Source organism: Methanolinea sp., assembly GCA_016699325.1.
In the GTDB taxonomy this organism is placed as follows: Archaea; Halobacteriota; Methanomicrobia; order Methanomicrobiales; family Methanospirillaceae; genus UBA9949.
In genome coordinates, this window is record CP064971.1 from 1,277,792 (window position 1) to 1,303,155 (window position 25,364).

Sequence of the window (25,364 nt, forward strand, 5' to 3'; positions counted from 1 at the left end):
AGGGTGGGCTTGTAGCTCAGTTAGGTAGAGCGCCTGGCTTTTAACCAGGTGGCCGGGGGTTCAAATCCCTCCAGGCCCGCTGCCGCGGTGCCAGTGACTTTTCGCGGTGAGGAATCTGAAAACGGTGAGGTATCAAAAAAGTATGAATTCTCTTATGAAGGGGGGATGTGTATGAGCACCAGATTGGATGTACTGGCCCACACCATGGTGCCCGATCACCAGATCATGAATGAGGAAGAGGTAGCCGGGTTACTCTCTCTCTACAATATCACAAACGAGCAATTGCCAAAAATGTATCATGATGATCCCGCGGTCAGGGCCATTGGGGCAAAACCGGGAGACGTCGTGCGCATCATCCGTAAAAGCCAGACGGCCGGAAGAGCAGAATCCTTCCGCCTGGTTGTCAGGCGGCCGAAAAAGTAAGGCGGAGGCTGATCATTCTGATAGACAGGAGCGTATTATCCAGGGCATATTTTTCCCGTGAGCATGTTGCGCGCCACCAACTTGACTCATACAACAATTTTATCAAAACCAATCTCCAGAAAGTGGTCAACGAGCAGCGGATCATCGAGACCGACATCGAGATCCGGGGAAAGAGCACCGAACCGGTCTGGGTCGAGCTTGGAAAGATCGAGGTCAAGAAACCCCTGGTGCGGGAGGCTGACGGGTCCCAGGGGGATCTTTTCCCGAGCGAGGCACGTCTTCGCAACCTTACCTACGCGGCGCCCATCATGCTTGAGCTGACTCTAGTCCACGGTGAAGACCGGCAGGAACCGGTGGTCACCACTATCGGGCAGCTTCCCATCATGGTCGGCTCGGTATCCTGCAACCTCTCCGGGATGAACGACCAGGAACGCATCGCCCATGGCGAAGACCCGTTTGATCCCGGCGGCTATTTTATCGTGAACGGAACGGAGCGAGTCTTGATGACCCTCGAGGATCTTGCCTCGAACAAGATCATGACCGAGTATACCGAGCGCTACAACGAGCGCATCTATGTGGCTAAGGTCTTCTCCCAGTTCCGTGGATACCGTGCGCTCGTGGTTGTCGAGCGGAACCGTAAGAACCTGCTCGAGGTATCATTTCCGTCGGTTGCCGGACACCTCCGTTTCGTCGATCTGATGCGGGCTCTCGGGATGGTAAGCGACCGGGAGATCGTCAACGGTGTATCAACTGATGAGGATATCCTCACCTTCATGATGCAGAACCTTGAAGAGAGCGAGTGCAACGATGTCGAGAGCGGCATCATGTATGTCGGCAAGAAGCTTGCCCCAAACCAGACCCGTGACTACCAGCGGAAGCGGGCGGAGTTCGTGCTGGACAACTACCTGCTGCCGCACCTAAACTACCTTATGCCGGTCACCCTCAAGGAAGGGGACGAAGGTTACCAGGACGCGGTCGATGAGGTTCGCCTGGCCAAGGCCCACTTCCTTGGCAGGATGGCCGAAGCCTGTTTCGACCTGGTTCTGAACAAGCGCCGTATCGATGACAAGGACCACTATTCGAACAAGCGGCTGAAACTTGCCGGAGACCTCATGGAAGATCTCTTCCGGATCTCCCTGAACCGGCTGACCCGCGATATCAAGTACCAGCTGGAGCGGGCGAGCATGCGCCACCGTGACCTTTCCATTGGAACCGCGGTTCGTGCCGACGTGCTGACCGAGCGACTCCTGCATCCGCTGGCAACCGGGAACTGGGTCGGAGGCAGGACTGGTGTCTCCCAGCTGCTCGACCGCATCGATCACATGAGCGTTCTCTCCCACCTCAGGAGAGTGATCTCCCCGCTCTCCCGGTCGCAGCCGCACTTCGAGGCTCGCGATCTGCACCCCACCCAGTGGGGCCGTATCTGCCCGAGCGAGACCCCTGAAGGGCCGAATTGCGGGCTGGTCAAGAACTTTGCTCAGATGGTCGAGATCAGCAGGGGTGTCCCCGACGACGACGAAGTGGTACGGATGCTCTATAACCTAGGGGTCGAACACATCAGGGGTGAGGCCCGATGAAGAAGGCACGGGTCTTTGTCGATGGAGCCCTGATAGGGCTTGTTGACAATCCACAGGAATTTGTCGGTCAACTCCGGAACATGCGCCGCCAGGGGGCGCTCTCCATTGAGGTGAACGTCTCCTATAAGGAATTCAATAACGACGTGATCATCCATACTGATCGCGGCAGGGCCCGGAGACCGCTCATCGTCCTGCAGAACGGCAAGCCGTTGATAACTCCCGAGGAGATTGAAAAACTGGAGAAAAAGGAGATCGATTTCGACTATTTCATCCGCAAGGGCATGATTGAATTCGTTGATGCCGAAGAGGAGGAGGATCTGTACATCGCTATCAATACCGGAGACATCACCCCAAGCCATACCCACCTGGAAATCGATTCCTCCCTGATACTCGGCATCGGTGCCGCTCACGTTCCGTTCCCTGAGCATAATGCAAGCCCCCGTGTTACCATGGGAGCCGGGATGGTCAAGCAGGCACTTGGGTTTGGGACCGCGAACATGAAACTCCGTCCTGATACCCGTGCGCACCTGCTCCACTACATTCAGCGCCCCATCGTCCATACTCAGACTTCGGACCTAATCGGGTCGGATGACCGACCCGCCGGCCAGAACTTCGTGGTGGCAATCCTCTCCTTTGAAGGCTACAATATCGAAGACGCTCTGATTTTTAACGGGGCATCGATCGACCGTGGTCTCGGCCGTTCCCACTTTTTCAGGACCTACGAGGGCGAGGAACGCCGGTATCCCGGCGGCCAGGTCGACCGGATCGAGATACCGGACGAAGAAGTGACCGGAGCCCACGGCGCCGAGAGCTACAAGAACCTCGATGATGATGGAATTATCAACCCGGAGACGGTAGTCAATGAAAAGGATGTCCTGATCGGCAAGACGTCGCCCCCGCGGTTCCTCGAAGAGCCTACCAGCGACCTCATCACGGTGGAGAAGCGACGCGACACTTCAGTGACCATGCGGAGCAACGAGCGGGGTATCGTAGACACGGTCATCATCACCGAAGGTGAGAACAGCTCCCGCCTGGTCAAGGTCCGGACCCGCGACCTCAGGGTACCGGAGGTGGGAGACAAGTTCGCGTCCCGCCATGGGCAGAAGGGAGTCATCGGTCTCATTGCAGCCCAGGAAGACATGCCGTTCACGGAATCGGGAGTGACACCCGACCTGGTGATCAACCCCCATGCCATACCAAGCCGGATGACCATCGGCCACATGCTCGAGATGATCGGCGGCAAGGTCGGGTCGCTGGAAGGCCACCGGATCAATGCCACCGCGTTCTCGGGTGCCCAGGAAGCGAACTTCAGGAACTCGCTCAAGGAGCTTGGATTCTCCCACACCGGCCGCGAAGTGATGTATGACGGGATAACAGGGAAACGGTTCGCCGCTGACATCTACATCGGAGTCATCTATTACCAGAAGCTCTACCACATGGTCTCGAGCAAGATGCATGCCCGTTCGCGTGGCCCGGTGCAGGTCCTGACCCGCCAGCCAACCGAGGGCAGGGCACGGGAAGGAGGGCTCAGGTTCGGCGAGATGGAACGTGACGTAATGATCGGCCATGGTGCGGCCATGGCCCTCAAGGAACGACTTCTCGATGAATCGGACAAAGTCCAGGAATACGTCTGTGCGCGGTGTGGTATGGTTGCCATGCTTGACCGGAAAGCAAACAGTACCCGTTGCCTGTCCTGCGGAAGCGAAACCGATATCTACCCTGTCGAGATGTCTTATGCCTTCAAGCTCCTCCTCGACGAGATGAAGAGTATGGGGATCGCGCCGAGGATGAAACTCGAGGACGTGGTTTAGGAGGGAGACAAGCACTATGCCAAGCCCAAAACGAATCGGAAAGATCGAGTTCGGGTTACTTTCCCCCAAGGAAATCCGCACCATGAGTGTTCGGAAGATCATCTGGGCTGACACCTACGATGACGATGGGTTTCCCTATCCCCAGGGCCTGATGGATCTGAACCTCGGGGTCATCGACCCGGGGTTGCGGTGCAAGACCTGTGACCAGAAGGCCAGCGAATGCCCCGGACACTTCGGCCATATCGAGCTTGCAAAACCGGTCATCCATGTGGGATACACCAGGCTGATCAGGAAACTCCTCCGCGCCACCTGCAGGAACTGCAGCAGGCTCCTCCTCTCTCCTGAAGAGATTGAGAAGGTAGTGGGGACCGAGGAAGAACAGACCGGAGACATCCTTTCCGAAAAGGACATCAAGAAGGAACGACTCTGTCCTCACTGCGGCGAGCAACAGCTCAAGATTAACTTCGAGAAACCGACTACCTTCTCCGAGATCATGATGGAAGAGGGCCGGAAGGTGGAACACAAGCTCACTCCCGCTGACATCCGGGCCCGGCTCGAGAAGATACCGGATGAAGACCTCCGGCACCTGGGAATCAATCCCGATGTTGCCCGCCCCGAATGGACGGTATTGACCGTGCTGCCGGTCCCCCCTGTGACCATGCGGCCCTCGATTATTCTCGAGAATGGGCAACGGTCCGAGGATGACCTTACCCACAAGCTGGTAGACATCATCCGCATCAACCAGCGGTTCAAGGAGAATCAGGATGCCGGAGCCCCCCAGCTCATCATTGAGGATCTATGGGAACTGCTCCAGTATCACGTGACCACCTACCTCGACAACGAAGTTGCAGGGTGTCCCCCCGCCCGCCACCGGAGTGGCAGACCGCTCAAGACGCTGTCCCAGCGACTCAAGGGCAAGGACGGGCGGTTCAGGGGCTCGCTCTCGGGAAAGCGTGTCAACTTCTCGGCCCGCACGGTAATCTCACCGGACCCGAATCTGAGTGTGATTGAAGTGGGCATCCCGCTGGCCGTTGCAAACGAGATGTCCATACCAGTCCAGGTCACTCCTTACAACATCGATGAACTCCGCCAGATGGTACTGAACGGGCCGTCACGAGCGACCCTCAGCCAGCCCTGCGGCGCGAACTACGTGATCCGGCCGGACAAGCGGAGACTCCGCCTTGCCGAGGGAAATCTTGAGACCATCGCCGAGCAATTGGAACCCGGCTGGACGGTCGAACGGCAGATCAGGGACGAGGATATCGTGCTCTTCAACCGGCAACCGTCATTGCACCGGATGAGTATCATGGCCCACCGGGTCAGGGTGATGGATGGCCGGACGTTTCGCTTGAATCCCGCGGTCTGCCCGCCCTACAACGCGGATTTTGACGGAGACGAGATGAACCTGCACATCCCCCAGACCGAGGAGGCCCGTGCCGAGGCAGCCATACTTGTTGCCGTCGAAGAAAACATCCTCTCCCCCCGTTTTGGTGGACCAATCATCGGGGGCATCCACGACCATGTCTCCGGTATCTTCCTGCTCACCAACCAGACCCGCTGGTTCTCCAAAAACGAGGTAATGTACCTCCTGAAGGATATCAATATCACATCGCTCCCAGAACCGGGGCTTGTCAGGGATGGCAAGCAGAAATGGAGCAACAAGCAGGTCTTCTCCATGGTGCTCCCCAAGGAGCTGAACATGGTCTTCAAGGCCAGCTCCTGCCAGAATTGCGATGTCTGCAAGCGGGAACTCTGCGAGCGGGACGCCTATGTGCGGATCATCGACGGAAACCTGGAATCAGGGAACATAGACAAGAAGGCAATTGGGGCCTTCGATGGCCAGATCGTGCACCGCATCATCCGCCAGTACGGCATGAAGCGTGCCGCCGAGTTTATCGACAACATCGCCCACTTGGCCATCCGGTCGATAATGTTTAATGGGTTCTCGTTTGGTATCGATGATGAAGACCTTTCCCGCACCGAGCATGGACAGATCGAGGAAGTACTGAATGCTGCAGTCCTCGATGTGCAGCGCCGTATCAAGATATATGAGGACGGGCAGCTTGAACCAATGCCCGGCCGCACACCTGAAGAGACCCTTGAGATGCAGATCATGCAGGTGCTCGGAAAGGCCCGTGACCGCACTGGCGAGATCGCCGGTCGGCATCTAGGACTCAACAACAGCGCAGTGGTGATGGCGATCTCGGGGGCCAGGGGATCGATGCTGAACCTCACGCAGATGACCGGGTGTGTTGGTCAGCAATCTGTGCGCGGGGAGCGGATCATGCGGGGCTACGATGAACGGACTCTCCCCCACTTCCAGAAAGGAGACCGCGGTTCGGATGCCCATGGGTTCATCCAGCACAGCTACAAGGAAGGTCTCAACCCAACCGAGTTCTTCTTCCATGCTATCGGTGGCCGGGAAGGTCTCGTTGATACGGCAGTCAGAACCTCGCAGAGCGGGTACCTGCAGCGGCGGATGATTAACGCCCTCCAGGATCTCAAGGTAGCCTACGATGGGACGGTAAGGACCACCGGAGGCCGGATCATCCAGTTCAGGTATGGCGAGGACGGGACCGATCCCATGAAGAGCAGCTTCGGCGATCCCGTGGACGTGAAAGGCATTGTCGAGAGTATCCTCAAGGAGGAGGTCTGACGATGAGGGAAGAGTATACACGGCAGATCGATGCTGCCGACCTCCCGGTAAAGACCCGGGACCAGATGAAGATATACCTCGCTGAAAAGGAAGTCTCTCCCGACCAGTTTGAGAGGATCATGAACCAGGTGATCAGCGAGTACCAGAAAACCAGGATCGAGGCCTGCGAAGCGGTCGGTATCATCGCCGCCCAATCGATCGGGGAACCTGGTACCCAGATGACCATGCGGACCTTCCACTACGCAGGCGTGGCGGAGATTAACGTCACCCTCGGTCTTCCGCGTCTCATCGAGATCATGGATGCCAGGAAAGAGCCGAGCACGCCGACGATGACTATCTACCTTGAACCCGATTTTTCAGGCGACAGGGACCGGGCACGGGAAGTCAGCTGGCAGATCGAGGCAGCCCCACTCCACGAGTTCGGGGATATCACGACCGACATGGAGAATATGCAGATCGTGGTTCACCTGAACACCGCGGTCTGCGAGAAGCGGAAGATCTTACCGGCAGCTATTATCGAAGCTGCGCCCAGGAAGATCCGTGAACGGCGGCACTACCGCGACTTCGAGTTTGAGAGCGATGAAAAATCGGCAACCATCAACTTCGTGCCCAAGGATCAGGAAAGCTACCAGAACCTCTTTCAACTGGCAGAACATGTGAGAAACGTGATCGTCCAGGGCATAGATGACATCGAACGGGTGGTGGTCAGGAAGGAAAGCGGAGAGTATATCCTTTATACTGAAGGCTCCAACCTAAAAGACGTGTTTGATGTCGAGGGCGTCGACACGACCCGTACCCGCACCAACAACATCAGCGAGATATCCCAGGTTCTTGGGATTGAAGCAGCACGCAACTCCATCATCTACGAGGCTCTCTCCACTCTCTCCGAACAGGGTATCCTTGTCGATGTGAGGCATATCATGCTGGTCGCTGACATGATGTGCATGGATGGCGAGGTCAAGCAGATCGGGCGCCACGGGATTGCCGGTGAGAAGGAGAGTGTCCTCTCACGGGCTGCCTTCGAAGTGACCGTGAATCACCTTCTCGATGCAGCAGTGGCAAACGAGGTCGATGAACTCTCCGGAGTTACTGAGAACGTTATCGTGGGCCAGCCCATCCAGCTGGGAACCGGGGACGTCAAACTTATCGCAAAACCTTTGAAATCAGGAGAATCGTAATGGATTTTAACGTATCTTTGAGAAGGGCTATAAAGACCGGTAAGGTCATTCTTGGCCAGAACCAAACCGAACAATGCATCAATGAGGGCAAGGCACAGATGATTGTCGTGGCCAATAATTGCCCGGAAAAATTCCGAGAATCGCTCTTTGCACAGAACGACCTCTTTGTTTATACCTTTGAGGGTTCCGGAGTCCAGCTCGGGAAGGCTTGCGGAAAACCGTTCATGGTGAGCGCACTTGCAGTCGTGAGCCCCGGAGAATCCGACATTCTGTCCTTAAAGAGGGTGTGAACGCCATGTCAGAGTTCGTTCTGACTGAGGACTGCATGAACCTCATCTCGCAGTTCGAGCGGCTTACCGGGGCGGGGAGCAGGGATTGTATCATCGATGATCGGAACAACAGGCTCATCTTCGTGGTGAATCCCGGTGAGATGGGCCTTGCCATAGGGAAGAAGGGAGCTTCCATCAAGAAGGCCATGGAAGTCATGAGCAAAAAGATTGAAGTGGTCGAATATTCCACCAGTCCCGAGCAGTTCCTGAAGAACTGTTTCCTCCCTGCCCAGGTGACAGCCATCGAGTTCGATGAGAGCGATGACGGCCGGGTTGCTCATATCGAAGTCAGGCCTGAGGACCGGGGGATCGCGATAGGAAAGGAAGGCAAGAATATCTTTAAGGCCAAGAAACTGGCGCTCCGCCAGCACAACATCGCAGACGTGACGCTCGCCACCGATGAGGCGGCGTGAACTTTTTTTTGTAACTGTCCAGGCTCAACCGCAAGATCCTAGTACAATGACGTCATAATCACAATTAGTGACGGAAACCCGGCAGAATCCTAACTTCGTTACTTTTTTCGTCGTTCTATAAAATTAGGCGACTTAATCCAATTCGCCAGAAGCAATTTTACCGCTAGCCTATCATATGGGCTATGAGCCGATTCCTGTATTCCGGGCCGATCATCCTTTTTTATTCTTCATCCAGGACAGTGATACCGGGAATATCCTCTTCATGGGACGGGTGGTGAACCCAAACGGCTGAATCCCTCCCGGGCGGTGATGAGACCCATTCAGGCATGAGCCGCCAATCTCATTGCCTGTTCACTTCTCTTCAGCCTCCGGCAAACAGATCAAAACTCGCCAGAAAACTATTTTGCCTTATTGTCAACAAAATCGGGACCGCAGTGGCTATGTCCCCCCGGAATTCTCTGTAGCGCTGATCCATCAATGGGCACCTAGCTCCCTGTTCAAGTAAAAAAGTCTCATGCGTATCTATTCGGCACTCAAGATTAATAGAAAAATATTTAAGCCTTAAGATAAAGTCAATTCTGACCATCAATCAAGGTGGCTCCATGAAATGGGAATTAGCGGTATCACGAACCCCTCATGCGACAAAACCTTAACCATTTTTTCCCATTTCATGTAATCTGATTTCATTTCCGGGAACAGTATTCATAGAGAAATTCAATATTCTGCCCGTTGCCATGCCTGCCCTGATGCAAACGGCCTCATGGGGGTCCTATCTGAACGATCCACCTCTTTTTTTTTATTCAATTCAAGCCCTTGATGGGCGCCTGGGGAGCATGGAACTTGATGAACATCTCCCCGGTTTACGGCATATGAGAGTAATACTGGAAGCGGGGTTTCCTTGTTTGCGACCGAACCGGACAGGGAATTCCCTTCAGGCAAGGATTTGTATCAAAGCCCGGGGAGAGTGTTGGAGTATCTCCTTGCTGCCGCTAGCTAATGAACATCATGAGGATGGACGCTGTTTGGGGTAACTTGCCCACCCAGCAGAACGTGGCACCGTTCTGTTGTTGTCGCGCCCGCGTGTTTACCATACCCTTTAACCGGCAATCCCAGGGCTGCGCGATGGTGCACATCGTTTCTTCACACATACTTCCTGTATCATATTCGTACCGTTACCGCGAAAAAAAGCGGGATTGGACATCCAGGGACTTAATCCCTTTCAAGGAGATCTAACCCAATTCCCCCAACACACAACAGGGAACCACCGAAAGAATAAATGACAATCGAAAAAACAGCGAGGAGATTTTCATTACGGTTTTATCGCTGCCTTCACCTTGGCAAGGATGTCCGCTGGAATGGGATCCATATTATGGACGGTTTTTGCATGTTCGGCAATCTTTTTCATCAGTTCGGCTTCGGTTGGAGCAGAGGTCTCGAACGAACAGTTCTTGGCAATACATTTAAACGATGGCATTGAAGCACCAGCTGGAAATGATCCTGAAACTACTTATAGCTTCTTTTCTACCCCGGTCCCGCAATCCAGGCGACCCGGCCTGAGAAATGAATGAAAAAGGGAAGGTATCTCACGCCGATCGTGCTGCGAGATACACATCCTCTTCCTTGAGTGTTTTTCGTCCTGCGTGCATGGCGAGCTTTGTTGCCTCCCTCGTGAGATGGGCAATATAGTTTTCTGCCTCTTTCAGCAAAGCTTCGGCTCCATCATGGCCAACCCGCTCCGCTCCACTCTTCTTTGCAATTCGTACAACTGCAGCAATAGGTAAGTCTGCCACCTTGATTACCTCATTATATATCGAAGAGTTTTAATATATTTATATATTTTCATTCTAGGTCTTCCGTACACCATGAAATGAGAAAAACCAGGCTGGCATGTTGCTATGCTCTCACAATTTTAACCATAGAATTCACTCTATGGGAAATAACTTTAGGAATGTTGTTGTGAAGAAATGAATCCTCCAGCAACCTCTTTACAGGTAACAAACCCGGTTTTCCCTCTCTCAAAGTAACCGGCTGGATGCAGATGACCTTCACGGCACCGTTCATGTCTGCGGCCCGGTAGGTCCGGGGCCTAATCTCTTTTCCGGCCGGCAGTTGCAGCAATGTCCGCTTTCCGGCTCCCGGGATTGGGAAACGCTTTGGAAAACCACGCCCGTCCGTTCGGAATATCGGCGATGGGGCTCTCATATCTCTCTCTGGTGTATCTTTGACTGGAGCACCAGTTCGAGCTCCTCTGCCCGCAAGGATCCGAGGAGGAATGACTTACCGTTTTTCAGCGTCACGCGTACCCCCCAATCCCCTGAAACATTGTAGGCCATGCCCTTTGTGCCGCACCGAATTCCCCATCCACCATATTCCCAGAGGGGCCGGTAGACCACCGCTTTAACATGGGCGATTGAATCGAACGGGATTTCCCGCCAGGAACGGTGGAAGGGGAAGAAACGGAACTTGAGGGCCGTTCTGGTAACCTGGATTTCGAGACTCATCACCCAGAACCAGAGGGGAAAGGCAATTCCGAAAATCGCAAGAATGATCAGTACCAGGATATCAGGGGCCGGGTTCGCGCCGAACGGCTCATCGAGCAGGATCTGGACAATAAAGCTGTACCATGCCAAAACCGCCAGGAACTCCACGGTTAGGACTATCCAGATTTGGCGGAACTGCTGGACTTCATGATAGGCCAGGCTGTCATGGAGATCCAAGCTGGTCATCGTCCTGTATCCCTGCAACAGGGGAGGGGAAAGTGTTTCCGGCGGATTGCTGGTTGCTGGCCGGACCACCTGCAAAGTTCTGTGATTTCCAACATCTATTCACCTGTATACTTATGATTCCACCAAACCCGCCCCCGTTATTCTTGGAACAATCGGCGTCCCCCGGAAAGATACGATTCCATGCATAGGGAGAATCGACGTCTCTGTTCGTCTTCCTTTGATGAGGATATCGGACCAGACCACACCAGTTTTTCCCGGGCTGTTCGGTGAGGATCAGGACGTAAGCATAAACATGCGGATGTCCTATTCTGTTCTGACGAGTCGATGCCGTCAAGACCATAAGCAGGAGGAGCCATGATAGATCTTTTCCTATCCCTGAATCACACCGTTCAGGCCCTACTCGCCGGCTGCTTCACCTGGGCAGTGACTGCGCTCGGTGCATCGATGGTCTTCTTCACCCGCGGTTTCAACCAGCGGCTCCTGGACATGATGCTCGGGTTTGCGGGCGGGGTGATGATCGCCGCCAGTTTCTGGTCCCTGCTTATTCCCGCCCTTGAGCTTTCAGAGAGGCTCGGATTCATTCCCTGGCTCCCGGCAGCGGTAGGGTTTGCTGCTGGCTGGATCGCCCTGATGGCGCTCGACCGGATCATCCCTCACCTCCATATAGGGTTCCCGGTGGAGGAAGCTGAAGGTCTTCCCTCATCCCTTCACCGGACAACGCTGCTCGTGTTAGCCATCACCATCCATAACATCCCCGAAGGTCTGGCGATCGGGGTGGCCTTCGGGGCGGTTGCCGCAGGTATCCCAGCGACCACCATTGCCGGTGCGATTGCGCTCACAATCGGGATCGGCATCCAGAACTTCCCGGAAGGTCTGGCCATCTCCTTGCCACTGCGACGGGAGGGGATATCCCCTGTCAAAAGCTTCTGGTATGGGCAGCTCTCAGCGGTTGTGGAACCGGCAGCGGCGGTTCTCGGTGCGGCGGTCGTGCTCACCATGCAAACCCTGCTGCCATTTGCCATGGCCTTTGCCGCCGGAGCAATGATCTTTGTGGTGATCGAGGAGGTCATCCCCGAGTCGCTCCACCATGGGTTTGAGGCTTCGGCGACGGGTGGTTTCCTCGCGGGATTCCTGGTTATGATGATCCTTGATGCCGGGTTTGGATAGCAGTAAAAGGATCAGTCGCTCCTGGGAGGATGAACCCGAAAACAAAAGGACCAGCCGGGTATCCGGCAGCCCTTCTGTGAGAAACGTTCATAAGAGAGGTGGCTCCATACCCTCATCATATGAAGGACATTATTGCTACCAGGAAGATGGAAAACGGTGTCGCATGCTACTATGGGCAGAAGGGAGAGGAGGAGTTCGAGAGCTTCACCTACCGCGAACTAATTGATATGGAGATCAATGCTCTTGACCTCCTTAAATATCCGAAAAGCTATACCGTCGATCCTGACAAGCACAGACTCGCTGTAAAGAAATAATCCTTCTTTTTCTGTTCTGTCCGCTTTTTCCAGGAAAATGGTTCCGCGAACTTCAGCGGGTCCGGGAACCTTCAGCCAGTTTCTTGTTATCTTGGAGGATACGGAAAAGAAAAGAAATCCGTTCAAAGAGCCTCTGCCCGGTACTCCTTCATGGTTTCTGCCATCTCTTTCAACCGCCGGTCGACCAGATCGTTGACGGTCCCCTGTGGGAAACTGCCATCAGGCTGCCTCGTCCCGGCCTTCACCCCTGTAAGCACTTCGATGCCCTCGTCGATGGTCGTGACCGGATAGATGGTAAACTTTCCTGCCTGCGCTGCTTCGAGTATCTCTTCCTTGAGCATCAGGTTCTGGACATTGCTTGCCGGGATCATGGCACCCTGCTTCCCGGTGAGCCCTTTCGCCTTGCAGACCTCGAAGAATCCCTCGAGCTTCTCGTTGACTCCTCCGATGGCCTGTACCTCGCCGGCCTGGTTCACCGACCCGGTTACAGCGATGGCCTGATTGATCGGGAGGCCGGAAAGCGCGGAGAGAATGGCATAGAGCTCCGTGCTCGATGCACTGTCACCTTCGACACCTTCGTAACTCTGTTCAAAGACGAGCCTTGCTGATAGGGAGAGCGGCTTGTCTTGGGCATACCTGGCATTCAGGAAGCCGGAGAGGATTAGTACCCCCTTTGTATGGATCGGCCCGCCCATGGCTGCTTCACGCTCAATGTCCATGACCCCGCCCCGACCGGTCCCGACCGTGGCCGTCACCCGGGATGGTCGGCCGAACGCGATGTCCCCAAGCCCGATCACCGAGAGACCGTTTACCTGGCCGACCTTTTCTCCTTCGGTCTCGATCAGGAAGACCCCCCGGGTAATGTATTCCTGGATCTTCTCCTGGATCAGGTTCGAGCGATAGGTCTTCGCCTCGATGGCTTTCACGATATGCTGGTCCCGGGTAGACTCGGATCCGTCCTGTCCTGCATAGTAACTCGCTTCCCGGATGATATCGGCCACATGCGAGAACCTGGTGGTCAGCTTGTTCTGGTCTTCTGCCAGCCGGGATCCGTACTCGATTACCTTGGCAACCGCCGAGGCGTCCAGGTGGTGGAGGCCCCCCTCCTCGCAGAGGCTGCAGATGAAGGAAGCGTAGTTCTTGATATTTTCTTGGTTCCTGTCCATGGTAGTGTCAAAATCCGCCCGGACCTTGAACAGCTCGGAGAAGTCGGGGTCCTGTGTGGACAGGATCTGGTAGATCTGGGGAGTCCCGATGATGACCACCTTTGTGGAGAGGGGGATTGGCTCGGGTTTGATCCCTTTGGTGGAGATGAACCCCATCCGCTCGCCCGGTTCTTCCACGCTGACTTCACCGGTCTTGAGCGCAGTCTTGAGGCCGTCCCAGGAGAAGGGGTTTCGGAAGAGATCTTCCACCATCACCACCAGGAACCCCCCGTTTGCATTGTGGATCGAACCCGGCCGGATCATGGTGAAATCCGTGGTCACTATCCCATACTGAACCTCCTTCTCGATCTTGCCAAAGAGGTTCTGATAGGAAGGGTTCTGCTCATAGATTACCGGTGCACCATCATTGCCGGAGTTGTCAACGATGACGTTGACCTCATACTTGCGGAAAGCAAGCTCCCGGATCAGGGGATTTGTGAACTGGGGCGGCAGCTGCTGCTGGACAGGCTCGGGCATGAACTGGGGGAGGTTTTCCACGATGTCCTTCTGCACGGCCTCGATGTAGGCCCCAATCTCATCGATCTTTTGGTACTTATCGGTGAGAGCGGCGATGCGGCGACCGATCGCGGCAAGCGCAACCTGGCGGTTGAGGTTTTCAATCGCTTCACCGCCTTCCTGGTCGAGGTCCCGCAGCTGCCGGAATGTGTTCCGGAGCTCCACCATCAGCTCCTCCTTGCTCTTCTGGTAAGCCGCCTGGGTCTCGGGAGGCAGTTCGACATACTCCTCCTGCTGGTAGGGCTCGCCGCTCTTCTTCAGGGGGATGGTGAGCAGGCCCTGGGGCCCGGGCTGGATGAGGAAGCCCTTCCCCCGGGCCACTTCATCGATGTGGGTGAGTAACCGGGCTTTCTGGTCTTCGATACCGCTGATGACTGCATCGCGGCGGTTCGCGTAATCCTCGCTCTCGAAAACCTTGGGGACGAACCGTTTTGCCTCTTCTATGAACGTAGCCATGTCCTCCTTGAACTGTTTCCCCATTCCCGTAGGTAACCGGATGGCATTTGGCTCATAGGGGTTCTTGAAGTTGTTAACATAAATCCAGTCGTTGCCCCGCGGTTTTTTCGTTGCCAGTTCATCGAGGAACTTTTTCACGGCGGATTTCCTCCCGGTACCGTACATGCCGGAAGCGTAGACATTGAACCCCCTTTCTTCGATATTCAGCCCCAAGGTAAGGGCAAAGAGAGCCCGTTTCTGGCCGATGATCTCTTCCAGCGGTTTCAGTTCGCGGGTGCTCCGGCAATCGAGGAGCGAGGCGTCAAACCGGTTCCGGTATTGTTCGACGGGTAGTTTTTTAACCATGGCTTCACACAACTCCACAAGTCAGCCATTGGTATGAGAGCATATCTTTGTTGCCCCTTGTAGCCGACCAGTGAAGGCCCGGGACAGTATTCCTTATCCTTTCAGTTACACTATAGGAGATGTATATGCCCCCTACCGGTCCGGCGGGAGGGTACTTGGTGGTTGATAATGGCTTTACAGGAAGGATCACGCCTTTTCCGATATTATCCCGAAGATTTCGGCGAACTGACGGTACGGGTCATCCACATGGATCTCGTCTTTGATATCCATGATAAGTATACGAAAGCAACATCGGTCCTCACTGCCGAGGTGCTCGACAAGCCCGTCCGGGAGGTCGCGCTGAATGCAAACAACCTCGAGATCCTTGCGGTATCCTGTGATACTGCAGCAGTGACCACGGAATACCAGCTCAATAGAAACCTTCTCTGCATTCGGTTCGACCGGGAACTCTCCCCACATAGCCGTTTTTCCATCAGGACCGAGACCGTCTGCCACCCGAGCGATCATCTTCTCGAAGGGCTCTACTACGATCGCACACCAGAAGGGGCCCCGCCGACCCAGATCTCGCAGTGCCAGCAATGGGGATTCCAGCGGATTGTTCCCTGCATCGATGATATGACTGCGAAATGCACCTACACCACCACTATCATTGCCGATGAACGCTACACGAACCTTCTCTCGAACGGGGACGTCTCCATTCCACGCCACAGGTCCGGTCCGGGACGGGTGAGCATCACCTACGATAACACCATCACCCCGATGGCACCCTACCTCTTCTTCCTCTGTGTCGGTACATACGAAACCTTCACCCGGGAGTTCGAGTACCCGGACGGTGAGCAGTTTGGGCTGGAGCTCCTTGTCCCGGTGGGATCGGACCCTGTGATTGCAGGCTGTGCACTGCAGGTGCTTGCCGATGCGATCCTCTGGGTGTACCTCTTTACTGGACCGGGAAGCTTCCACCAGACCAGGGAAAAAGAGGAAATACATTCCCTAGTCAGGGAGCGTGACCGGCTGAAGGATGAACAGGGAGATGCAATAAAACTTGGGAAGGTCCGGGAAAGACTCCGCGAACTGGCCGATGCGATCGTTCCTGGATACCGGTATACCGGCACCGTGTACCGTGAGATCGGTATGCAGAACTCCGACTTCGGCGGCATGGAAAATGTAGGGAACACTACAATTACCATGAACCGGATCATGCCCTATCCACAGATGACCGATCCGGCGTTCGAATACATGGTAAGGGTCAAAGTACATGAGTTCTACCACAACCTGAACGGGTCTGAAGTTACCGGCATGACGCCGTTTGAGCTCTGGCTCAACGAGGCGGTGACGGCATTCATGGAGAACCGGTACCATGCCAGGCTCTTTGGCGAGGACTATTCCCGGCTCGGGACCGTGCTCGGCCTATTCGCACCATCAACTGGCACCTTCGCGCTCGATGCCGGGGCGGCATCGCTTCCTATCGAGCCTGATGGCTTCAACGATCCAAACGACCTGATTACCGGCATCACCTATGTCAAGGCGGCGGAATTTGTCCGTATGATCGAGACTCTCATGGGAAGGGAGCAGTTTGCCCGGGGGCTCGACAGATACCACACCCAGTACCGGCACGGGAATGCCACCTGGCAGCAGTGGATTGTTGCAATGGAGGAGGTTTCCGGTCAGGACTTCTCCACTATGGCCCGGGTCTGGCTGAAGCAGACCGGGTTTCCCGTTGTTACGGTGTCAGGGGAGTATGATCGGGAGCACCGGAGGTTCCGGATGAACCTGCGCCAGGTAGTTCCCGGGAACGCTGCTCCCTGGCCTCTGCCCTTCCGGGCAGCGCTGGTTAATAGAGATGGCCGTGATTGTGCCGAGACCCTCGTCCGCCTGGAGGGCCGAGAGGCAGAAATTACATTCGAAGACGTAGATGAGCCAGCGTTCCTTTCCCTGAACCGGGAATACTCGTTCTACGGCAAGGTGAAAAATGATGTCGACCCGGCCGCGCTCCGCCTCCAGGCCGAAGTCGATAGCGATGCGGTGAACCGATTCATTGCCTTATACCGGCTTACCGAACAGGAGATCATCGGCCTGGTCGATAGTCCCGCACGAACTCCCTCAGGAGAATATCTCGACTTGTATTTCCGCCTTCTCTCCAACCGGGATCGATTCCTTGCCCTGGGAGGACTACCCCTGACCCTGTATGACACGGTCGATTCCCCTGTATATGCCCACCGGTACCGAGCCCTCTATGATGCCCGGCGTGGCATTGAGACTGCCCTCGCCATCCGATACGGAAAAGAGATCCGGAAGATCTACGAATCACTTCAACCGGAGGTTCCGCTCACCGCCCCGATGGAGGTACAGGTTCCGGCGATCAAGGAGCGGCAGATCCGGAATATCTGCCTCTCCCTCCTTGCGACCCTCGATACACCGGAAATTCACGATCTGGTGCGCTCGCAATTCGATACGGGGAAGGTGGCCACCGACCGCCTGCATGCCTTCTCCCTTTACCTGCAGAGCACCGCTCCGGACCGGCTGGAAGTGATGGAAGCAGCTGGGCGGCAGGCGTCTGCCCATCCCGTCTCGTGGGAGGCGTTCCTGGCGGTGGTCGGGAATTGCTCGGCCCCAGACTCCGTGGCACTGATTCGCAGGGCAGCGGGGTTACCCTGGTTCAGAGTGAACCAGGTCAACGATCACCGGGCTCTTTATGGATCCTTTGCCGCTAACCGGAAGATCTCACTCCAGACCGAGGAAGGGAGGCAACTTTTTAGGGAAATCCTGCTGGAGCTCGCCCCGGTAAACCAGAACTCGGTCGTATCCCTGCTCAGGGCTTTTGGGGCCATCGACCTGATGGAGGAAGAATACCACCTCCCGCTCATCGGCCTGCTCGTCACGGTCAGGGATCAGCTCGATCCCGACACATCTGCCGTTATCCACCATACCATCCGGCGACTCCTCATGGGTGCTCCCAAGGCGGTCCATGCCTGGGAATCAGTTAATGGTCCCCTGGCCGGGATCTCCTGACCACATGGCGGTTCGTCTACCTGGAGATGGCTTTTTCCTGCCTTCTCGACCAGAGCTCAAGGCCAATACCGGTGGCAATTCCAATGATGCTGCCGAGGATGATGCCAGCACTCTTGTCTCCGGCAAGATAACCCAGCGGCAGCCAGAGAGCAAGCCCGACAGCGAGGCCGAGTGCAAGGCCGATCCCCTTTCCAAGCGGTGTGCCGAGCAGCGCCTTCATCCTCCTGGCCACGAGTATCAGGCTGAACACGAGGAAGATGATAATGAGGACTGATAAGATGAGGTTGAATTCCATAGTAGTCGTATTGCTCCTGGAGCGCGAAAAGAATTCTCATGGCAGGGGAACTCCCCCGCATACCGCGTATCTCAACGCCAAGCTCCGGACAATGCCCGGAAAGCATCAGTTTTTTGCCATCCAGTTGTAGCAGCCTAACAGTTCCATGGCCTCGATCTGGAAATAAAAAAAAGAAACGGGGCCTGCCCCTTCGAAAGGGCAGACTATGCACCGTCCTTGGGTTTCTTATTCCCGGGACGAGGCTTTATATGCCACCTGACCTCGAAACCGGGTTGCTTGCCGACAGACGTCCCCTTTACATCCCGGCCAGCTACATGAAGGAGCGGTCTGGCATATTCCGATATGGTGCGGCGCTGGCAGGATCGCACCAGGTGACTGTGTGCATTCCTGATCCACACCCGAAGCATCTCTCCCGGTGTGGGACACCCCCTGTGTGCGAAGTCACATCAGGTGCAATTTGCCATGCCCGTACGATCATCCCGCCGGTTGGCCGTTCAACGGTTATCCAGATCGATCGGCCAGTGGGTGGGTGCATTGAATGTAGGCTGCAGGTACTCCCGGATCTGGATGGACTGGTAGACGAAACCCGCTCATGTTCGAAAGCAGGTGTTTTTTGCGATTTTTACATGAGGGAGTAGGCATAAGAATATAGGGAGGAACACCAACTATTCAGATGCCTACGGGTTTGTTGTAGGGGTACAGGCGGGCCATCGCATGGTTCACCCACGCCCCTACTGATGGACAGGTCTTCTTGAGTGCCAATATTAATACCCTCCATAAATGTTCATCGCAGCAATTAATTCAAGCCTGAACATTTGATGATTCACAAATGGAGCAATATCCTGCACTTTCTGTGAGAACACAACCTGCAACTGCGATGCCTGACTGTTTATAGGTGACAACAGCGGTTTTGTCCTGCCTTAACCATGGGAAAGTCTCCACGGTGCCTCTTTGTATTGGCCGATCGTATCCGCCACTTCTTTCCGGATCGGTATCCCCCCGGGCTTGCCAATTTCTTTAAGCCCCATGGGACACCGCCCGTGGTCCACTCTCGGAGGTGACTCCCGCGGTCCTCATCTTTCTGGCTGGCTTTCTGGCATTCCTATCGTCGTTTACTGCACCTTCGAAACCTGCCTGAAAGAAGCAAGGAAAGGAGTGTGAGAGATTCCAGGTTGTTGTAACCTGGGTGATCTGCAGCCTCAGTACCCTGTTGCTGATGCATGCCAGGGAGCTCCCGGCATAGGTGATCGTTGTTCATCCCAGGAAGAGGAATGCGATATAGACGACATATCCCCCCAGGAGGGTACCACCGGCAATCCGTGTGACCGAGGAGCGTCTACTGAGGAGCGGGATAATGCCAATGGAGAAGAGGCAGAGAACCACAGGACTCCAGTCCAAAGGAATCGGGACTTTGCGGCCAAGGGCATTGATCCCCCCGATTAAGAGCAGATTGAAAATGTTGCTGCCGAGAATATTTCCCATGGCGATACCCGTGCTCTTTTTCACGGCAGCCACAACAGAGGTCGCGAGTTCAGGAAGCGAAGTCCCGAGAGCCACCATGGAGAGTCCGATAACAAGAGGAGAGATGCCAAAAGCGAGCGCGATCTCCACGGCGCCGGTCAGGAACATGTGTGCACCAAGAATGACCGCTGCGAGCCCTCCTCCGGTGAGGAGGAGTGGGTAAGGGACTTGTTCATCAGACATGGAATCAACCAGGGGATCCGACCTCCAGAGAGAGAAGAGGATTGCGAGAAACACGCCAAGGAACACAATGCCTGATACGGTATCGAGCATCCCCCGCATGGTGAACAGAACAAAAACAGCAGTCGCCCCAAGGACCATGAGGCTCGTCCTGATGCCAGTGCTCCGTGACGATGTATTGCAGAACGTGGCCGGTTGGAACAGGGCGATCAGGCCGAGAATGAGACCGATATTGGCTATGTTGCTTCCGACAATATTGCCAAACCCGATACCGTAATCCCCCCCGGCGAACGCCTCTGTGGTCACCACCAGCTCAGGAAGCGAGGTCCCGAACGCGATTATTGTCAAGCCGATGGTCGCCGGTGCAACCCCGAACCGGAGTGCAAGCCCCTCCGCACCCCGGACCGCGATAGAGGCACCCTTCAGGAGAAGGGCAAGGCCAATGATAAACAGGACCAGGGGGATAATCATGCGACCTCGTTCTCCTGCAGATGCAGCCTGGCGCCCGCAGTTGTTCTTATTTGTATGCAGAATACCATAAAAAGAGGGGTAACTGTTCAGCTAATTGGGTCGTAATTAAATCCTGATAGATTAGATCTCAAAGTCGAATCGGTGACTGAAACACCGATAGATCGCTATATTATGAGATAATATAAGTTATTCAAGGAAAATGGCTTTATAGCGGGCATTCACTTTCGTATCATTGTTGTCGACCCGGGTGAAGGGCCGGAGGTGCTCCTCAACCCGGAGATCTGTTGGATCAGCGACCGGAATTCCTGGTTCTGGGAGTCATACATCTGCAGCCCTTCCCATTTTGTGATGGCGGGCTGAAGCAATCAGGGTTTGCTACCGGACTCGTGATGGTGGAGAAGCGGTACTCGGCACGATGGATCAGGGGATCCCTGCTGTCAGCCGGCATGAACTGGATCATCTTGCGGGCACCTTGATAACCGGAACGTAATCAGCCGTGAGACTCACGATCGCGATCCGGACCGGTCCGATTGATGTGCCGGGAACCATCCCATACTTCGCACAACCCTTAACTGGGCCCATTGTCCATACTGATGATCAGAAGAGCACCCATGTCACGCCACCGGCACAAGCTCTCGAAGAAGGCCGGGCTGCCTCCCGGAACGCTCCACCTGGACGGAAAACCCATGACCGGGCCGATCCGGATTACGGTCATCGATTACGATGCAGATCATGTTGAAGAGCGGAGAGTCATGACAATCGAGGAATGTTTCCCCTACCGCGATACGTCAACGGTCACCTGGATCAATATCGATGGTCTTGCCAACACAGAGGTGATCGAGAAGATCGGGCGATATTTTCTTATCCACCCGCTCATCCTTGAAGACCTTCTCAACACAGACCAGCGGCCGAAGATGGAAGACCTGGAAGACTACCTCTACCTCAACCTCAAGATGTTGATGCTCCCTGAAGCGACTGGGGAAATAAAGGGCGAACACGTCTCGCTCATCATCGGAAAAAATTATCTCATGTCGTTCCAAGAAGACGTCGGGGACGTATTCGACCCGGTCCGGGAGCGGATCAGGAAAGAAGGAGGGCGCGTGAGAAAGAATGGATCGGATTATCTTGCCTATGCCCTCATCGACAATATCGTTGATAATTACTTTGTTGTGATGGAAAAGATCGAAGAACGGGTAGAGTCGCTTGAAGAGGAGCTGGTTGTCAACGCTACCAGGGATTCGCTGCCGAGGATCAACCGCCTGAAGAAGGACATGGTCTTCCTAAGAAAAGCTGTCTGGCCGCTTCGCGAGATGATCCTTGCCCTTGAACGATCTGATTCCCCGCTGATAAGGGAGGATACCCGCATCTATCTGCGGGATGTGTATGACCATGCAATACAGGTGATCGACACGCTCGAGACATTCCGGGACATGGTCTCAGGAATGATCGATATCTACCTGTCCAGCCTCTCGTACAAGATGAACGAGATCATGAAGGTTCTCACCCTTATTGCAACCATTTTCATCCCCCTTACCTTTGTGGCCGGTGTTTATGGTATGAACTTCCGGTACATGCCTGAACTGCATTGGGAATACGGCTACTATGCAGTGCTGGGGATCATGATTGCGATTGTAGTGATCATGCTCGCGTACTTCCGGAAACGGCAATGGATCTGAGCGGCGGCAGGCGCAGAGTCCGGGGTATAATTCATCCTGATTTTCCTCGCAATCCAGAGACAGCCTTATCCAGCCCCAGCGATGTTACTGATGTTTCTCCAATGACGGAGTTGCTGTGACTTTCCCGCGTTGCCTGCAGCCCGGCTCATCATAAAAAAGTCATTTGGTGCTAAACAGCCCACGAGTGTTGCACAGATAAGTATGAGATTACTATCCCGATGATGGAGAAAAAGATACCAGAGATGAACAGGCAGATTGTGATATGGGCCTGAATCCTGTACTTGTTGGGCATGTGGAATGACAGTCCTCGGCTATCAATTTATATCTTTTTCATGTTGGATATGATAAGAAAAGCACCGCGTGAATCTCCGGGATTGCCTTAAGCAATCCGCTGGTGAGACTTCCTTGAGGAAATCCCGATAACTATATTTCGGAATATCTGCAAAATTGATTGTCCTACCTGCATTTAATCCTTTCAAACCAGACGATTCACAACAGGCACGGTTTACCTGATATGAAGGTTACGTTAGACAAGAAGAGGATACTCATTCTCGGCATTCTGATATGCTGCATGGTTGCTGCATTCTTCCTGCATTTCCTTCCGTTCTTTCAGATGGATCTAACATCATACAGGATTCCCGGCGATCCTGATGTCTGGTATACCTACCGTCAGATTGAGGTGATGACATCCGATTTTCCCCTCTATTCGTGGTTTGATCCCATGACCGCCTATCCGACCGGAAAACATGTCGATTGGGGACCAATGTTTCCATTTCTTGCATCAGTCCTGTATCTCATCACAGGGGTGTCAGACCGATGTGATCTGATCTTCACCTCTTCGCTGACTACGATCCTGATCGGTTTGGTGATGATACCCGTTGTTTTCTGCATCTCCCGGATACTATCCAGCTGGAAAGCAGGAATCATTGCAGCGATTTTTATCACGGTTATCTCTGGCCAGTATTATTATGCATCATCGTTTGGGGTTGCCGATCACCATATTGCCGAGATCCTCTTTACTTCCCTATTCTGCCTGTTTCTCTTGTATGCAATCAAAGGACGAGGGACATCCAGGTTTGATTTCCACGATCCGGGAACATATGTTCCTGTGATCATACCATCAATCCTTGCCGGTCTTTCACTGGCTGCCGGTCTCCTTGTTGTTCCGACCATATTGATATTTGCTGGTATCCTGATCGTCTTTTCATTCATCCTGTTTATTTTGGACACCGTCAGGGGAAGATCGTCTGAGCATCTTATGCTGATCAACGGCATCGTCATGCTCTGTTTACTTGCGTCCCTGGCTCTTACGGGAATTCCGTCTCCAAAATATTCTCTCTCCACCTATTCAATGGCGCAGGTGCACGTGTTCCTCATATTGCTGGCAGGAACCATTCTCCTCTACCTCTATTCCCTGGTATCCGAAAAAAAGCCCATCCGGTTTCTCGGACTTGTAATACTCTCCGTAATCATAGGGTTTGCTGGTGCTGTTGCCGTAGAAAGTGATGTCGTTCCGATGGCCTCCTCCGCGGTGGGTTTATTCCTTGGAAGCACCAGTGAACAGTTCTCAATTATCGAGCTGGAACCATGGTCTCTTGCAGACGCATGGAAAGATTTTAATATCGGTATCATTCTGGCACTGGCCGGTTTCGTCATCTTCATTCGTGCCGCCTGGAAGAGGAAATCCGAGATCCATCTTTTCGCCCTTGTCTGGGGAGCAGTGGTTAGCCTCCTCATGTTCCAATATATGCGGTTCTCATATTATGGTGCGGTGGTAGTTCTCGTTTTCTCCGCCTGCGCTCTTGATGCTGCCCTTGCTTGGAACAATCTCCCCTCGCCCGGAAGGAAAGCAAAATCGGTCGGGAGCAGAAACAAAGATGAAAAATCAAGCATAGCACCAACCGGGGGATGGATCAATTACCTCTCAGGGCAAGGAAGGGGGATATCAATCGTAGTGGTGTGCATCATCGTGTTCTGCGGAATGTCTCTTATCAGTGATTATTCTCTTGCTACGGATTACACCCAGAAAATGCAGATCCCCTCCCCGTGGGTTGATACGCTTGGATGGATCGAACAGGCCACACCGGATCCCGGAGTTCCATATCTTGGTCCCTATTCTGCCGATGGATGGAAATATCCTCCAGAGGCGTATGGAATCCTGTCATCGTGGGATTGTGGGCACTGGATAACGTTCCTGGGTAAACGGATCCCGGTCACCAACCCGTTCCAGGACAATACCCCGGTCGCATATGCATTTTTCTTTGCAGAATATGAAAGTATAGCCAGCGAGATTGCAGAAAACACAGGTATCCGCTATATTATTATTGACAGAAAGATGGTTGATACAAAATTCCAGCCCACCATCCCTCTATATAATAAATCCCTCACAAAACATTACTATTTTGAGAATTACCTGCTACCCGATCCCAATGGGACATCAGAACTACTTCCGGTTACCCTGATCAGTCAACCCTACTATCGAACCATGCTATCGCGGCTGTATAATTCAGATGGATCTTTGGCCAATCCTGCCAAGGTTCTCTATATCGAGTATTCTCCAGCTTCAGCCAGGCAGGCGGTCCCTGTCATTTTTGTCCTTGAACAGATGGATTCTGGTAAAGCATACGAACAAGTCCTTCAATTCAATGCCGTACCTACCGAAGGTAGAGAGGCTGCCCTTCACAGTGTACAGCTATCCTCTCCAGTCGAGAAGGTGAGTGCTCTCCGGCATTTCCGCCTGGTATACGAAGGCTTTAACCGGGATGAGGGAGCAGCTCCGGATTTTTCCAATACAGTAAAGGTATTTGAATATGTGAAAGGAGCACAGCTGAAGGGAGAAGGAATCATCGAAGCAACCGTGGAGACAAATATCGGGAGGGTATTTACCTACCGGCAGGAAAGTGAGAATGGTTCATTCATTCTTCCCTATTCAACGATTGATGGGGAGTATCCGGTCCATACGCGGGGACCATACCGGATTGTGGGATCGGGGAGGACTATCGATATCAGTGAGGTGGATGTTGTTGAAGGAAACAGTATTGGCTTATAACCCGAGATGTGGTAATTTAGATCCTCGGATGTTGACAGCATTGATAT

19 protein-coding genes and 1 tRNA gene are annotated in these 25,364 nt (G+C 54.1%); 14 read left to right on the forward strand and 6 right to left on the reverse strand.

The window, feature by feature from the left end; all coding sequences use genetic code 11:
- Window positions 1–5: 5 nt before the first annotated feature.
- The 9 genes from IPI71_06730 (at window position 6) to IPI71_06770 (ending at window position 8,679) form a co-directional block, all read left to right on the forward strand.
- Window positions 6–79: transfer RNA gene (locus IPI71_06730), tRNA-Lys, on the forward strand.
- A gap of 92 nt (window positions 80–171) precedes the next feature.
- Window positions 172–423: a DNA-directed RNA polymerase subunit H gene (locus tag IPI71_06735; protein ID QQR70375.1), complete on the forward strand. Its 252-nt coding sequence runs from the start codon at window positions 172–174 to the stop codon at window positions 421–423.
- Between the two features lie 17 nt (window positions 424–440).
- Window positions 441–2,000 (forward strand): DNA-directed RNA polymerase subunit B'', encoded by a 1,560-nt coding sequence (locus IPI71_06740; GenBank protein QQR71977.1) that lies wholly within the window; start codon window positions 441–443, stop codon window positions 1,998–2,000.
- Entirely contained in the window at window positions 1,997–3,811 is a 1,815-nt protein-coding gene (gene rpoB, locus IPI71_06745) for a DNA-directed RNA polymerase subunit B (GenBank protein ID QQR70376.1), read from the forward strand. Before IPI71_06740 ends, rpoB begins: the two co-directional genes overlap by 4 nt.
- 16 nt (window positions 3,812–3,827) lie before the next feature.
- Window positions 3,828–6,467: a DNA-directed RNA polymerase subunit A' gene (locus IPI71_06750; protein QQR70377.1), complete on the forward strand. Its 2,640-nt coding sequence runs from the start codon at window positions 3,828–3,830 to the stop codon at window positions 6,465–6,467.
- 2 nt (window positions 6,468–6,469) lie between these two features.
- Window positions 6,470–7,645, forward strand: a complete 1,176-nt coding sequence (rpoA2, locus tag IPI71_06755; protein ID QQR70378.1) for a DNA-directed RNA polymerase subunit A'' — start codon at window positions 6,470–6,472, stop codon at window positions 7,643–7,645.
- Complete coding sequence (locus IPI71_06760; protein QQR70379.1) at window positions 7,645–7,935, forward strand: 50S ribosomal protein L30e; 291 nt, start codon at window positions 7,645–7,647, stop codon at window positions 7,933–7,935. The genes rpoA2 and IPI71_06760 overlap by 1 nt, the downstream gene beginning before the upstream one ends.
- Before the next feature lie 5 nt (window positions 7,936–7,940).
- A complete protein-coding gene (locus tag IPI71_06765; protein ID QQR70380.1) occupies window positions 7,941–8,387 on the forward strand; it encodes a NusA-like transcription termination signal-binding factor in 447 nt (148 codons plus the stop codon).
- A gap of 175 nt (window positions 8,388–8,562) precedes the next feature.
- Entirely contained in the window at window positions 8,563–8,679 is a 117-nt protein-coding gene (locus IPI71_06770) for a hypothetical protein (protein ID QQR70381.1), read from the forward strand.
- Between the two features lie 1,017 nt (window positions 8,680–9,696).
- On the opposite strand, the gene IPI71_06775 is transcribed toward IPI71_06770, so the two are convergent.
- From IPI71_06775 to IPI71_06785, 3 genes are all read right to left on the reverse strand, one after another.
- Window positions 9,697–9,861, reverse strand: coding sequence for a DUF1059 domain-containing protein (locus IPI71_06775; GenBank protein ID QQR70382.1), 165 nt, complete (start codon window positions 9,859–9,861; stop codon window positions 9,697–9,699).
- A gap of 109 nt (window positions 9,862–9,970) precedes the next feature.
- Window positions 9,971–10,177: an NFYB/HAP3 family transcription factor subunit gene (locus IPI71_06780; protein ID QQR70383.1), complete on the reverse strand. Its 207-nt coding sequence runs from the start codon at window positions 10,175–10,177 to the stop codon at window positions 9,971–9,973.
- 408 nt (window positions 10,178–10,585) lie between these two features.
- Window positions 10,586–11,113 (reverse strand): hypothetical protein, encoded by a 528-nt coding sequence (locus IPI71_06785; protein QQR70384.1) that lies wholly within the window; start codon window positions 11,111–11,113, stop codon window positions 10,586–10,588.
- Between the two features lie 354 nt (window positions 11,114–11,467).
- On the opposite strand from IPI71_06785, the gene IPI71_06790 reads away from it, so the two are divergent.
- Both IPI71_06790 and IPI71_06795 read left to right on the forward strand, forming a co-directional pair.
- Window positions 11,468–12,280, forward strand: coding sequence for a ZIP family metal transporter (locus IPI71_06790; GenBank protein QQR70385.1), 813 nt, complete (start codon window positions 11,468–11,470; stop codon window positions 12,278–12,280).
- A gap of 119 nt (window positions 12,281–12,399) precedes the next feature.
- The gene (locus tag IPI71_06795; protein ID QQR70386.1) at window positions 12,400–12,594 is read left to right on the forward strand and encodes a hypothetical protein; all 195 of its coding nucleotides are present in this window, start codon (window positions 12,400–12,402) and stop codon (window positions 12,592–12,594) included.
- Between the two features lie 122 nt (window positions 12,595–12,716).
- Here the strand turns inward: IPI71_06795 and IPI71_06800 are convergent, their stop codons facing one another.
- Window positions 12,717–15,116: an AAA family ATPase gene (locus IPI71_06800; GenBank protein QQR70387.1), complete on the reverse strand. Its 2,400-nt coding sequence runs from the start codon at window positions 15,114–15,116 to the stop codon at window positions 12,717–12,719.
- Window positions 15,117–15,284: 168 nt separating this feature from the next.
- Between IPI71_06800 and IPI71_06805 the strand changes: the two genes are divergently transcribed.
- Window positions 15,285–18,125: a M1 family metallopeptidase gene (locus IPI71_06805; GenBank protein QQR70388.1), complete on the forward strand. Its 2,841-nt coding sequence runs from the start codon at window positions 15,285–15,287 to the stop codon at window positions 18,123–18,125.
- A gap of 16 nt (window positions 18,126–18,141) precedes the next feature.
- Here IPI71_06805 and IPI71_06810 read toward each other — a convergent pair whose 3' ends face one another.
- Both IPI71_06810 and IPI71_06815 read right to left on the reverse strand, forming a co-directional pair.
- Window positions 18,142–18,420 (reverse strand): hypothetical protein, encoded by a 279-nt coding sequence (locus IPI71_06810; GenBank protein QQR70389.1) that lies wholly within the window; start codon window positions 18,418–18,420, stop codon window positions 18,142–18,144.
- A gap of 1,254 nt (window positions 18,421–19,674) precedes the next feature.
- Window positions 19,675–20,592 carry a sodium:calcium antiporter gene (locus tag IPI71_06815; GenBank protein QQR70390.1) on the reverse strand — a complete coding sequence of 306 codons (918 nt, stop codon included), beginning with the start codon at window positions 20,590–20,592 and terminating at the stop codon, window positions 19,675–19,677.
- A 611-nt stretch (window positions 20,593–21,203) separates the two neighbouring features.
- Between IPI71_06815 and corA the strand changes: the two genes are divergently transcribed.
- On the forward strand, window positions 21,204–22,268 hold the full coding sequence (gene corA / locus IPI71_06820) for a magnesium/cobalt transporter CorA (GenBank protein QQR71978.1): 1,065 nt from the start codon (window positions 21,204–21,206) through the stop codon (window positions 22,266–22,268).
- 514 nt (window positions 22,269–22,782) lie between these two features.
- Window positions 22,783–25,317, forward strand: coding sequence for an oligosaccharyl transferase, archaeosortase A system-associated (locus IPI71_06825; protein ID QQR70391.1), 2,535 nt, complete (start codon window positions 22,783–22,785; stop codon window positions 25,315–25,317).
- The last annotated feature ends 47 nt before the right edge of the window (window positions 25,318–25,364 follow it).